The 12907-nt window shown below is 68.9% G+C and carries 12 protein-coding genes; all 12 read left to right on the top strand.

What is annotated here, in order from left to right:
- Nucleotides 1-144 precede the first annotated feature (144 nt).
- The 12 genes from tvaA to IF43_RS0103455 all read left to right on the top strand — a co-directional run bounded on the left by tvaA (nucleotide 145) and on the right by IF43_RS0103455 (nucleotide 12887).
- On the top strand, nucleotides 145-408 hold the full coding sequence (gene tvaA / locus IF43_RS0103510; RefSeq protein WP_107048385.1) for a thioviridamide family RiPP peptide: 264 nt from the start codon (nucleotides 145-147) through the stop codon (nucleotides 406-408).
- 176 nt (nucleotides 409-584) lie between these two features.
- Nucleotides 585-1583: a phosphotransferase family protein gene (locus IF43_RS0103505; protein WP_030193576.1), complete on the top strand. Its 999-nt coding sequence runs from the start codon at nucleotides 585-587 to the stop codon at nucleotides 1581-1583.
- Entirely contained in the window at nucleotides 1580-2587 is a 1008-nt protein-coding gene (locus IF43_RS0103500) for a T3SS effector HopA1 family protein (RefSeq protein WP_030193573.1), read from the top strand. The genes IF43_RS0103505 and IF43_RS0103500 overlap by 4 nt, the downstream gene beginning before the upstream one ends.
- Nucleotides 2584-3528, top strand: a complete 945-nt coding sequence (locus tag IF43_RS40355; RefSeq protein WP_107048384.1) for a phosphotransferase — start codon at nucleotides 2584-2586, stop codon at nucleotides 3526-3528. The genes IF43_RS0103500 and IF43_RS40355 overlap by 4 nt, the downstream gene beginning before the upstream one ends.
- Entirely contained in the window at nucleotides 3525-4130 is a 606-nt protein-coding gene (locus IF43_RS40350) for a flavoprotein (protein ID WP_051794611.1), read from the top strand. The genes IF43_RS40355 and IF43_RS40350 overlap by 4 nt, the downstream gene beginning before the upstream one ends.
- A 7-nt stretch (nucleotides 4131-4137) precedes the next feature.
- Entirely contained in the window at nucleotides 4138-5355 is a 1218-nt protein-coding gene (locus IF43_RS0103485) for a 50S ribosomal protein L11 methyltransferase (protein ID WP_234331922.1), read from the top strand.
- A gap of 37 nt (nucleotides 5356-5392) precedes the next feature.
- Nucleotides 5393-6745, top strand: coding sequence for a YcaO-like family protein (locus IF43_RS0103480; protein ID WP_030193566.1), 1353 nt, complete (start codon nucleotides 5393-5395; stop codon nucleotides 6743-6745).
- Nucleotides 6746-6759: 14 nt separating this feature from the next.
- On the top strand, nucleotides 6760-7449 hold the full coding sequence (locus tag IF43_RS0103475; RefSeq protein WP_030193564.1) for a TfuA-like protein: 690 nt from the start codon (nucleotides 6760-6762) through the stop codon (nucleotides 7447-7449).
- The gene (locus IF43_RS0103470; RefSeq protein ID WP_051794609.1) at nucleotides 7449-8327 is read left to right on the top strand and encodes a phytanoyl-CoA dioxygenase family protein; all 879 of its coding nucleotides are present in this window, start codon (nucleotides 7449-7451) and stop codon (nucleotides 8325-8327) included. The genes IF43_RS0103475 and IF43_RS0103470 overlap by 1 nt, the downstream gene beginning before the upstream one ends.
- Nucleotides 8324-9154, top strand: a complete 831-nt coding sequence (locus tag IF43_RS0103465; RefSeq protein ID WP_078909879.1) for a C1 family peptidase — start codon at nucleotides 8324-8326, stop codon at nucleotides 9152-9154. The genes IF43_RS0103470 and IF43_RS0103465 overlap by 4 nt, the downstream gene beginning before the upstream one ends.
- Before the next feature lie 146 nt (nucleotides 9155-9300).
- Nucleotides 9301-10137 carry a hypothetical protein gene (locus tag IF43_RS0103460; protein WP_234331921.1) on the top strand — a complete coding sequence of 279 codons (837 nt, stop codon included), beginning with the start codon at nucleotides 9301-9303 and terminating at the stop codon, nucleotides 10135-10137.
- A 323-nt stretch (nucleotides 10138-10460) separates the two neighbouring features.
- Complete coding sequence (locus tag IF43_RS0103455; RefSeq protein WP_030193556.1) at nucleotides 10461-12887, top strand: helicase C-terminal domain-containing protein; 2427 nt, start codon at nucleotides 10461-10463, stop codon at nucleotides 12885-12887.
- Nucleotides 12888-12907: the final 20 nt, after the last annotated feature.

Raw genomic sequence — 12907 nt, 5'->3', positions numbered from 1 at the left:
CCGTTCGCATGTCCCGAATAAGGCATCCATGACATAAACGGAACCCTTGAAACCTGTTGACAGGCCGGGGCGGAATTCTGTTTAGATCATGACCGTCCATTCGATTCCCCGGCCAACCGGCAGGGGACGAATCAGGAGGATCAAATGTCTGAAGCAATGGCTTCCGCGGTCGACGAGGCCGCGTTCGCCGACCTCGTCAGTAAGATCCAGGCCGCCGAGGCGTCGATGACCGACGAGCAGCGCGCGGTCATCGACCCCGCGGCTGGCGAGAAGGCCCTGGAGGAGCTCGCCGGCGTCAGCCCGGAGGAGCTGCAGGCCTTCCTCGAAGAGAAGGCGGGCATCTCGCCCGACGAGGAGGCGCAGGGCAGCGTGATGGCCGCTGCCGCCACGGTGGCCTTCCACTGTTGATCTGAGTCGTTCACCTCATGATGACCAGCGCTTCGCACAGCCCGGCCGGCATTGCGTCACCGGAGGGCGGCAGTACCTCTTCGCCTTGGCGCGGAGCGCTGCCGAACGAGTCCGGGCCCTCAAAGGCCCGGACTCGTTCCTGGCTCGCTTCGCTCGGTATCGACCGAGGCGCCATTGTGCATATCCAGACCTTCGCGGCACGCAACAGCGTAGCAATGCTGCACTTCGAGGACGGCACCGCACTCTTCCTGAAACAGGTGGATCCGGCAACCGCCAGGGCCGTTGGTACGGCAACGGGTAACGAGGAGACCATGCTGAGGCTGATACCCGAGGCTGGCATTCCATATTTCGCCGGCTCGGCAGTTCCTCGTTTCATCGCAACTGACCCGGACACCGAAACCCTCATCATGGAGGGGAAGACCGGCTTCACGTCGATGCGGGAAGCCACTCGGAACTCCCCGGAAATCCCTGTCCAGGTGCTGGCCGCACTGGCATCAGTGACAGCCGGGATTCATTCCACACCCGTGGACCACATCATCGCGGATTCGAGATTCAGCGAGCAGCTCATCGTCTTCCCCTTCGCGTCCTTCGTAGCGCTAACCCCTGGCGAACTCGCGAGCGGGCCCGGAATGGACTACTCCGACTATGCGGCTGCCATGCAGTCGGTCGACGAAAGCGTGGCGCAGCTGCGGGACGGATGGGGCCCGAAGGGATTAGTCCACTTCGACCTGCGAGACGACAACATCCTGCTCAAGGACGCCGACAGTAGGCATCCCACGGTTGCACTGGTCGACTGGGAGCTGGCCGGGTTCGGCGACCCGATGCTGGACGTGGGCACGATCGTCGGCCAACTGCTGATCCAGTGGCTGCACACGCTGCGGGGCGATGCCGGCCGTCTCTCCGACTCAGGCAGCTGGACCACCGTGCGACGCAACGTCGGCCTCTTCCTCGCCGCCTACGAACACAGCACTCCGCTCTCGGCCGAGCAGCGGGCTGCGGTCTTCCGCTACGCCGGGTTATCCACCCTGATGTACGCGGCCGGGCGGCTCGAACAGATCGGCTCACTGGGCCGGATCGGGCACCTGTGCCTTCTCGTCGGCTGCAAGTTGTTGAACGACCCACAGGGCCTGGCCAGGCTCCTCGCGCCCGGCCGACCCCGGGAGGCGCAGGCGTGAACCAGTACAAAGCAGCGTTCTCCTTGATCGCCCAAGACGTGGAGGTCCTGAGCGAGTCGGCCTTCCATCACCGCGAGTGGGGCGAGCTCCGGCCCGCACCCGGCGTCGAGTCCGCCCCCGGGGACCTCCCCGTCCTGCCTCACCTGTCCCGCTTCCTTTACCTGAGCTACTACGCCGGTGATACCCGCGCTGCGCGCTGGCTGATCGACGGCGCGCCAGTGGTGCTGGGCACCCGAAGGCGTGAGGACCCAGCCGTGGCACGCGCGCTTGCCGAGGCCAACCAAGGCAGCGGCTACTGGGACGCCGGCTGGGAGGCGGTCGCGTCTGGGCCCGAGGGCTGCCGCCGGGTGCGTAAGAACGGCCTGACCCTGACCGTCACCGCGGAGGAATCTTTGCCCTCGGCAGCCGCGCTCGGTCAGCGGGTGAGTGTCAGGTTCCCCCCGGACCGCCCATACACGTATCCCGGCTGGTACCTCGCCATCGGCGACGAGGGCATGCCCCACCACGGCGACAGACCCGTCGTGCGCCTGTACTACGCGCCCCGGGACTCCGCGGCCGCGGCAAGCCTGATCCGCGAGATCACCGGGCGGCTGTGCACCGCGCGAGTCCCGTACCAGCTGAAGGCGGCCAACCATCCGGAGGGGTATGAGCGGCGGGATGCGGTGGTCCTCTACCTGTACCGGGACGACTGGCACCGCCAAGAGCGGGAGCTGGCGGACATCCACCGCGACCACATCGACGCACTCCGCGACACAGGACCCGCACTCGCGCTGGAACTGGGGAGAGGCTGGTGGCTGGCGGACGAGCCCGAACAGCGCCAAGGCCGGCTCATGAGCTTCGGACAACACCGCTGTCTGCTGGTCGCCGAGGGGCTGGTGACGGCCTGGCGGAACGGCCGCACGACTGCGTCAGACCGGCTACGCGCCATTGAGGACCGATACCGAGCGGAGCGACTCGACCCCGCGAAGCCCTACCTCAACGCCCCAGAGAGCAGCGCCCGATGACCCAATCCGCCGTGCGGACCGGACAGCCGGTCCGTTCGCTTCCCGGCCCGTTCGTCAACCGCGTCTGCCTCCGGGTCGACAGTGGTTACCGCTGGGGAGAAAGCGTCCCTGTAGCCGCACCCGCCTATCTCGACGCAGCGGCCTTGCGCAATCTCGCGGAAGCGATCGCTCCGACGCAGGCCGCCCAGTACGCATGTATCCCTGCGCTGATCGACGACCGCACGGCCATCCACCCGGTGGTGACCACCCCCAGGCTGCTCAGCGACACCGTGTTCGAAAGCCCGGCCAGCGCTGTTGTCCCGCAGGTGGAGCAGACCTTCAGCGAACTCGGCGGCTTCCTCGCCCGGCTGCATTCCATCCCTCTCGAGCGGGTGGCGGCCCTGCCCACCCGAACCCGTCCGGCCTGGCTGCAAGCGGCGCCACAGGCAGCGGACGGTATCCGCGCCGCCCGCGACCGCCTCGACAAGGACGCGGCCCCAGGGATCCAGCGTCTCGCCGGTGCAGGGGCAGCGGAAGCGCCCGAGGTGTTCCCACGGACCGTGGTGCACGGTCGGCTGTCGACCGCTTCCTGCGTCCCCGGCCCGGCACCGCGCGTGCTCGGCTGGCGGGAGGCCGGCATCGCCGACCCCATGGCCGATCTCGCGTTCCTGCTGCGAGACCTCGTGCAGTCGGCAGCGGCCATGGGCGCGCAGCAGCTCCAGGAACAGCGAGCCCGGCTCACAGCCGAGGGCTACGAGGCGGCCCGAGGCACCCAGCTGAGCGACGACGAGCACACACGTCTTGCAGGTCACCTCGCCTCCGGCATCCTCCAGCACGTAGCCCTGCGCGCCTGGTCGGCGTCCGACCCAGAAGGTGCCGATGCGCTCCTGCGACGGGCCGAACGGTCTCTTCCGGGCATCCTCGGCGCCTTCGGAGCCCCCCGGGAGGTGACCGGCCGATGACCGACCACGCCACCGGCCCGCAGCAGGCACTGGCGGGGGTTCGGTTGTTGTGGGGCGTGTGCGGCTCCTTCTCCGCTGTTGCGGTCCCCCACGTGAACGCATGGCTGCGTGGCACCGTCGGGGTCCGGGAGATCCGCACCATCATGACCACGCAGGCACACGCCCTCATGGGGCCGCGCATGATCGAGGCTGTCACCGGCCATATGCCGGTGACCGGCTGGGAGGACCACAAGGGCGGAGGCGCCGCCCACGTCGCCCTCGGCACCTGGGCGGACGTGCTGGTGGTCTTGCCGGCCACCGCCAATTTCCTGGCCAAGGCAGCACACGGCATCGCGGACGACGTCCTGACAGCCACACTGCTCGCCACCGAGTGCCCCGTGGTGATCGCCCCCGTCATGAACGCGGCCATGTGGTCCAAACCCGCCGTACGCCGCAACGTCGATCAGCTCCGCGAAGACGGCTACCAGATCGTCGAGCCGAAGGAGGGCATCTCCCTCACCGAGGGCCGACGGGAAGCCGGTTCACTCGGCGACTTCCAGCCGGCAATCTCCGCCGCTCTGGTCCAGGCAGCTGCACGACGCACCCACCCACAAGGACAGTGATCAGCACATGCCGAAACTCTCACCTGACACCGTGCTCCACAGGACGCCCTCCTTCATAGCCGAGGTCGACACCAGTAACGAAGTGAAGATCCACTTCGAGAGTCGGATTCTCAAGCTGGGCCATGACGCGCTCGGGCTCCTCGATCTCTTCCACCAGCCGCGCACGGTCGGACAGGCACTGACCCTGCTCGGGCCCCGGCTGAAGGGGCCCCGGGCCGCGCAGGAGGCGCTGGCAACCGTGGTCTCACTCCACCAGGCCGGGCTGCTGCGCAGCGAGCCGACCGAGGGCTTCAGTAATCAGCCCTTCCCCAAGGGGGGGTACGACGCCGCGCTCGTCCACATCGCCATGTTGGAAGATCCAGTACGCAAGGCCGCCTTCCAGCAAGCGGTCCGAGAAACGGTGCGTGCGGGCGATGTGGTCCTCGATCTGGGAACCGGGTCCGGCATCCTGGCAATCACCGCGGCCCAGGCGGGGGCCCGCAAGGTCTACGCGGTCGAGCCGGCCGGCATGGTCCACCTCGCCCAGCGGATCGCCGAGCGCAACGGTGTGGCCGACCGCATCGAGTTCATCCGCGGCTGGTCGCCCCAGCTCGAACTCCCCGAGCGGGCCGATGTCCTGCTGACGGACATCGTCGGCAACGAGGCGCTGGACATGCAGATCTGGGAGACCGTTCAAGACGCCCGGCGTCGGCTGATGAAGGATTCATCCCGCCTGGTCCCCGGGCGGCTGACGTCCTTCGCGACGCTGACCCGGATACCGGACGACGTGCTCGACAAGCACCGCGTCACCCAGGACCACCTCGCGCGCTGGAAGGAGATGTTCGGCATCGACTTCGGCCCCATGGCGGAGTCCGAGAGCCGACGCTCCATCGGCTTCTACGAGCGACCTGAGACCGTCCAGACCTGGGACTTCCTCTCCAAGCCTTCCGAGTTGTACCAGGTGGATCTGGAGCAGGACATGACGGGCGCGCTGGAAACCCGCTGCGCTCTCACCGCCGACCGCGCCGGCGAAGCCAACGGCGTCGTCGTCCACTTCGAAGCACAACTCGCACCGAACACCACACTGTCGACGGCCCCCTGGCTGGGCTGCGCCCGCAGCCACTGGTACACCGCCGTCTGGGCGCTCCCCGAACCCGTCAAGGTCGCTCCTGGCCAGGGACTCTCGTACTCCTACCGGTACTTCGGCGACGGCACCTCCCACCTCGAACCCGCCAGCGGCCAGTGACCGGCCCGGCGAACAGCGCACCAAAGGAGTCCCTGCGTTGAAGCTGCGTTCCAGCGTCCCCAAGATCACCGGAAACGGCCCACACCGCGAGATCACTGCCGAGACCACGTACGCCCGCATGGCCCCCCACCTCAAGCGGATCGGGGTGACCAGGGTCGCCGACATCACCGGTCTCGACCGGGTCGGCATACCCGTGTACAACGCCATCTCCCCGAGGTCGTTCGACATCATCTCCGTCTACAACGGCAAGGGCGCCACGAAGATCGACGCCAAGACGTCGGCCATCATGGAGGCCGCCGAGCGCTTCGCCGCCTCCCTGCCCATGCGGCCGGCCGCCATCGCCTCGTATCCGGAGCTCAAGAAGTCCGGTCGCCGCGTTCTCGACCCCGAATCGTGCAACTTCGAGCTGCACCACGCCTACAGCATCGACACCCCCATCTCCTGGGTCGAGGGCTTCGACCTGATGCACGAGTGCAGCATCCTCGTGCCGCAGTTCCTGGCCGGCTACTACATGAGCTACCACGAAGTTCCCTGCTACCCGGTCTCCACGACCAACGGCATCGCTTCGGGAAACTCTCTGGAAGAAGCCATCTGCCACGCCCTGTGTGAGCTCGTCGAACGCGACGACTGGACGATGGCCGACCTCATCTCCAACCGACTCGGCAAGTTCGCCGCCGACGACGAGGCCGGACCCGTCGGGGACGCCATCCGCGCCTGGGCACAGGAGCGCCACCCCAGCCTCGACCCGTCGACGCTCCCGCCACGGGCTCAGTTCTTCATGCAGAAGTTCCTCGACGCCGACATCGCCATCGAGGTCAAGAACATCACCTCCGCGACCGGCATCCCCAGCTTCCAGGCCGTGGTGTCGGAGTACCTCGCCGACTCGTTCTCCCGCTCCCACCACGGCATCGGCACGCACCCGGACGCCGAGGTCGCGGTCGTGCGGGCCATCAGCGAGGTCGCCCAGTCCCGTGTGGTGGACATCCAGGCCATGCGCGAGGACATCACCGCCGCCGGACAGCCCGTGGAGAAGGCCCTGTACCACGTGCGGCGCAGCAACCGCGCGAACCCCGAATCGTGGGCCATCAAACCCTCCGCCCGGCCTGTCCGCTTCCAGGACGTCCCGTCCCACCCGAGCACGGACGTCATGGACGACGTCCGTCTGCTGCTGGACCGACTGCGCGCCCGCGGACTCGACCAGGCCATCGTCGTCGACCTGTCCGCGCCCGGCGTACCCGCCACGGTCGTACGCGTCATCGTGCCCGGCGTCGAGTCGTGGACCGTCGACCGCAACAAACTCGGGCCCCGAGCCACGCAGGCGTGGAACAGCGCCCTGGCAGCCATCCACTCCGCTCAGCAGCGACTGCGGACAGCCGGTTCCGCCCAGTGACGGGAGAAGAGACCATGCGTACGGTCGTTTTCGTCGGCCCCAGCCTGCCGCCCGAGGAGGCAGCGGCCCATCTGCCCGGCGCCGAGTTCCTGCCGCCCATCGAGCGGGGCGACATAGACGCCCTGATGGCACAAGCGCAACCGCCGCAGCGTATCGGCATCATCGACGGAAAGTTCCTCCAGAGCTTCTCGATCTCTCCCAAGGAGATCCTTCGGGCCATGGACCGCGGCGTGCGCCTCTATGGCTCCTCCAGCATGGGAGCTCTCCGGGCCGCCGAACTCGACGTCTACGGCATGACCGGCGTCGGCACCGTCTACACCATGTATGCCTCGGGCACTCTGGAAGACGACGACGAGGTCGCCATCACCTTCGACAGCGAGTCGCTGCGCCCGGTGTGCGAACCCATGGTCAACATCCGTGTCGCGATGGATGCGGCGCTGCGCCGGAGGGTGGTGAACAAGGAGAACGCGGAGCTGTTCCTGAAGACCGCCAAGTCCCTGTACTTCCCGCAGCGCACCAGTGCCGCCGCTCTGCACCGCCTCAAGGGCGTCATGCGTGAACCCGAGCGGCAGCGCCTTGCCGGCTACCTGCGTTCACCCGAAGCCCCCGACGCCAAGCGGGACGACGCGATCGCCCTGCTCACCAGGATGCAGCAGGACGCCGAAACGTACGAGTCCGCGCCCACTCCGGAGGTGGCTGTCTGATGACCACGATCGCCCCTGATCTGGCAGAGCGGTTCCGTACAGACGGGTTTGCCTTCCCGGTGAACGCCCTCACGCCGACCGAGGCCGAGCAGGCCCTGGCCGGGTGTCACGCCTATTTGCGGACGGTGAGCGCAGCAGGCGGCGCGCTGGCCCGGTACGCCACCTTCCCGAAGATCCATCTGGTGTCCACCTGGGCTGACCGGATCGTGCACCATCCCGCGATCCTCGACGCGGTCGAAGCACTGCTCGGACCGGACCTTCTGGTCTGGTCCACCAACCTCTTCGTCAGGCCCGCGCACAGCGGAAGTTCACTCGCGTGGCACCAGGACGCCGTCTACCTGGGGCTGAACGGAGTCCAGCAGCACGCGGCGCGTGTCTGGGTCGCGCTCACCGACACCACCGTTGCCAACGGCACCATGCGCTACGCCCGTGGCTCACATCGAAGTGGGGCGCTGCCGCACCGGTTCGCGGGTTCCGAGCTCGAGGACATCATGCGTGGCGAGGAAATCGCCGTCGACATCGACGAGGCGGCCGCTGTCGATGTGATCCTCAAGGCCGGCCAGTGCTCCGTGCATCACCTGGCCATGGCCCACTGCTCGGGCCCCAACCACACCGCCGACGGACGGTTCAATCTCGCGATCGATTACGTCAGCCCCCAGGTTTCTCCGTCCGCGGGTGAGGACAGCGCACTGCTGGTCCGGGGGACGGACGTCGGCGCCTTCCTGCCCGAGGCCAGGCCCACGGAGGACTTCGCCAGGACCGCGCTGCAGCACTTCTACGCCGCCGTCGCTCGCCGCCAGAAGCGAATCGACCAGGTGGTCCTGAGTCGGAGCAGCGAGGACGATGGCGACGCGGACCGAGTACGGGACCAGGCATGACGAAAGCGGGAGCAACTGACAAGCGCGCTGCCCCCGAGTCCGCCGTTGCCGATGCCACATGGCTGTCCCGGGTCGCGCCCCCGTGGTGGACGAGCGGGCGTGTACCTGAGCGGATGGACCTGTCCAGCTGGATGCCCCCTGTGATCGACCAAGGTCAGGTTCCGCTGTGCACCGCTGTGGTGACGACAGCAATCGCCGGCTACTACGCCCGCCGGGCCGAGCACATGGAGTTCACCGCCTCCGTCCTGTTCAACTACCGCCTCTCTCGCTCGCTTGCGGGTTCCGCCGAGCGCAAGGGCTCCCGGCTGGAGCACAGCTTCCGCGCCTGGGCGGAATCCGGGTTGTGCGAGGAAGCGGCCTGGCCGTACGACGAACACGGCCTGACCAGGGTCGACCGGGATCCACCCGAGCACTGCCGTACCAATGCCAGGCGCACCACACCCGTCGCGTGGCCTCTCTCCGCACCGGACGGAGCCGGCATGCTCGAACTGACGCGCCGTGCGATCGCCCTGGGCATCCCCGTGAGCGTGGAGATCCGGCTCTGCCCGTCGATCTCCATGTCCCTCGTCAACGGCGGCGTCATTCCAGTACAGCTCACGACAGAGCAGTCCGTAGGACCCCACGTGGTCCTGCTGACCGGCTACGACGACCAGGCCGACACCGCTCCATATGACCGCGGCGCCGGACCGGGCGCCTTCCAGGTACGCAACAGCTGGGGGACCAGCTGGGGCAACAGGGGATACGGCCTCCTGCCCTACGCCTTCTTTGAGCAGCAGCTGACTGGCGAGAGCTGGGTTGTCGTGGAACGGGACTGGCAGAAACCGTGACATCGCCCGACGCGGCACGCCCCTTTGCTGCGCACTACGCACGGTCGGATACGGCCAGCGGAGGACTAACTGTCCCTTTGCAGCGGAGAAGGTGCAGGGATGATTGTCAGAGCACCGAGCGCCCCCGCACAGAAAGGTGAATGACGTTGCGAAAACTCCTGGCGACCGCTGCCCGATGGGCCGCACCGACCGTCGTCCTCGCCCAGATCTGCCTCGTCTGGACTGGTGTGTTCAGCCTGGGCGAGGCGGTGGCGGTGGGACTGGCCCTCGAACTCCTCCTCGCCGGGATCGTCATCACCGAAATCACCCTCGCCAGACGGGCCTTCAAGACCTCCCGGAGCCAGGGCGCCGACGGACAGGAGGCCCTCAACCAAGCACTGTCCGCGGTCCTCCCCGCGCCCGTGGCCAAAGCAATGGGGATGGAATTCGGACTTTTCCGGGCTCTTTGGCGCTGGATCCGCCGCAAGCCGGACGCACCGGAGGGCCACGTGATCCTGACCTACGGCTCCGAAATCAAGCCAATCATGTGGGTGATGGTCTTCCTCGTGCCGCTGGAGATCCTTGCCGTCGAATTCCTGATCCCCTGGTCAGTGGTGCGCATCATCCTGCTGGTTCTCTCCGCGTACGGAACGGTGTGGGTGCTCGGCTTCATCGCCGCGCTCTCCATCCGCCCCCACACCGTCGGCGACGGCAAAGTGGTGCTGCGCTTCGCTCACTTCACCCAGATCGTCATCCCACTCGAACTCGTGGAGTCGGTGCGCACTACCCGGCACAGTGGCTACCGCAGGGCGATCCAGATCGACGACGGTGTACTGGCGATGCCGATCGGCGACTCCACCACCCTCAGCTTCAAGCTACGTGAGCCCTACCCCTTGGCGCCCAAGCCCGGGAAGCCGACGCAAGAGGTGCGAGAAGTCCGCTTCGCCGCGGACAATACCCGCGAAGCGGTCCGCGTCCTGACAGCGGACATCGCCGGCGACTGACGTCCACCTTGCTCCTGCCGTTCGCGAAAGCCGTGGGCACTCTCGTGAACAGCGGTTCGGGACGACGCCCACACGCCGCGGTGCTGGTGAGAGTGACCCGATCAGGGCTGTTGTCCATGCCACCTCCGCTGGGGCTCTCATCCGGAGGCGACGGTGAAGGGCGCGTTCGGCACCATTGCGTGCGGCGCCGCTCGCGAGATGCCGACACCCGCGGGGGAATCCATCACGTACGGCACCGGCGGCCGAGGCGGATGCGTCAGGCTGGGAACCTGTGCCGGGGCGGCTCCGGTGCTGTTGCGGACCGGCCCGACGAGGTGCACCCCATGAAGTCCCCATCAACGCTGGCAGCCTGGCTGGGCCGTCTCGACGCCCCGCGCCTGGCGCGCGTACTCGCGGCGCGGAACGACGCGACATCAGCTCCGGAGCCACGCACGGTGGGGGAACTGGCGGACCGCCTCCAGCGCCCGGGATCGGTGGCACTGGTCCTGCCGCGGCTCGCGCTGCCGCACCTCCAGGTGGCCGAAGCGCTGGCGGCGCTGGCGGTGCCCTCGTCGGCCGCTGCCCTGGCGGAGCTGTTGGGCGCCGTCGACGACGAGAGCGCCCGCGAACTGGACGCCGTGCTGGAGGCTTTGGTCGACCATGCCCTGCTCTGGCCCGACGGCGCGGGGAAGCTCCGCATGGCCGGACCGCTGCGGCAGGCCTGGGACGCGCCCCTGGGCCTGGACGCCCCGTTGGAGGAACTGCTCGCGGGCACGACCTCCGACGAGCTGCGCGGCATGCTGACGGCACTGGGCGTCAAGCCCCCTGGCACCAAGTCGCAGCGCCTGACCGCACTGGTGGAACACCACGGCGACCCGGAGCGGATCCTCTCCGTGGTCGCCAAGGCCCCAGCGGCGACCCGGAAGCTGCTCGAAGGCCGGGCGGAGGCCGCGCCGGAAGACCCCTCGCGGTTCATCATGTTCGGGCATCCGAGCCCCGGCCTCGAACCGGGCGCTCGATGGGCACTGGACCGGGGGCTCCTGATCCAGGACCGTCATCGCTACGGTCCGTCCCGCATGCCCGCCGAGGTGACGCTCGCGCTGCGGGGGCCCGGCTGGCACGCTCCGTTCCAGCCCGTCCCGCCCTCCGTGGGCCTGGCGCCCGTCACCCCGCGCGCGGTCGACCGCGAGGCGTCGGCCGCCGCCTCGGCGTTCGCTGCCGGTGCCGCCTCGGTCCTGTCGGCCTGCTCGGCGGCCGCGCCGGCCCGACTGAGGTCCGGCGGTATCGGTGCGCGCGAACTGGCCCGGATCGGCAAGGCCGCCCAGGCCGACGACGCCGTCGTACGCCTCACCCTGGAGACCGCGTACGCCGTCGGCCTGCTGGCCAGGGACGGCGATCGGGTGGCACCCACCGGGGCGTACGACGTCTGGGCGGAGCAGGAACCCCCGGAGCAGTTCGCCGTACTTCTCCGGGCATGGCGGGACCTGCCGCTCACCCCCACCCAGGCCCGCGACGAGGACGACAAGGCTCTCCCCGCCCTCGCCGGCGCACCGCCCTGCAGCGGCTGTGTGCAGGCCCGCCACGGGTTGCTGGCCGCAGCCGAGCGCCTCCCGGCAGGGCAGGGCGTGGGGGTCGTATCGGATCTGGGGCCGCTGGTCGCCTGGTACCGCCCCCTCGCCGAGTCGTCGCCGGACGGACCGCCGTTCGCCACCGTGATCCGGGAGGCCGAGCTCCTCGGCGTGCTCGCGCGCGGTGCTCTGTCCGCCCTCGGCATCCACCTGCGGACCGGCGACACGGAAGGGCTGGGCATCGAGTGCCGGCGGCTGCTGCCCTCTGCCACCGCGACGGCCCGGATCGGCGCCGACCTCACCGCCGTCGTCACCGGCACACCGACCGCGCGGCTGGCCTCCCTCCTGGACTCCGCCGCCGACCGGGAGACCAGCGGCACGGCGTCGGTGTGGCGGTTCAGCGCCGGCAGTGTCCGACGAGCTCTGGACGCCGGCCGTTCGCCCGAGGACATTACCGCCGACCTGGCCACTGTCGCCGCCGGACCGCTGCCACAGCCGCTGTCGTACCTGATCGCCGACACCGCACGCGGCCACGGGCGGGTACGCATCGCCCCCGCCGCCTGCGTCCTCCACGGCGAAGACCCCGCACTCCTGGCCGAACTCGCCGCCCACCGCAGGCTGGCCAAGCTCGGACTACGGCAGCTGGCGCCGACGGTGCTGATCAGCCGCAGCCCGCTCGACACGACTCTCGCCGCGCTCCGGGCCGAGGGATACGCCCCCCTCGCCGAGACCGCCGACGGCACGGTACGGATCGAGAAGACCCCGCCTCGGCGGGCCGCCGCTCGCGTTCCGGCTCCGCGCGGCCCCAGGGCCAGGGGCAGCGCCCGGATCGCTGCCACGCACCCGGCGAAGGAATCCGCCGCCCTCGACCCGAGCGCTTTGGCGGCCCGGCTGCTGGCCGCCCCGGCCACGACTCCCGAACCAGCGACGTTCGACGGAGGAGCACCCTTCGCCACGGACACCGAGGAGGTCGTCGCGGGATGGGCCAAGCGTCTCCCGTACAGCGACATCCGCCAGCTCGCCCACGCCATCGACACCGATCAGGCCATCACCATCGAGTACGTCGCCACCTCGGGCAACCGGACCGTGCGCACCCTCAGCCGCCTGGACCTCGATCCGCCCTACCTCGAAGCCTGGTGCCACCTGCGAAGCGACGAACGCGTCTTCACGCTCTCCCGCATCCACAGCGTCATGTCGGCATAGCCCCGCGGACGCGACCCGAA

This window comes from Streptomyces sp. NRRL S-87 (assembly GCF_000719335.1).
Taxonomy (GTDB): Bacteria; Actinomycetota; Actinomycetes; order Streptomycetales; family Streptomycetaceae; genus Streptomyces.
Note: the sequence above shows the minus strand (reverse complement) of the source record. Positions and strands in the feature narration are given on the sequence as shown.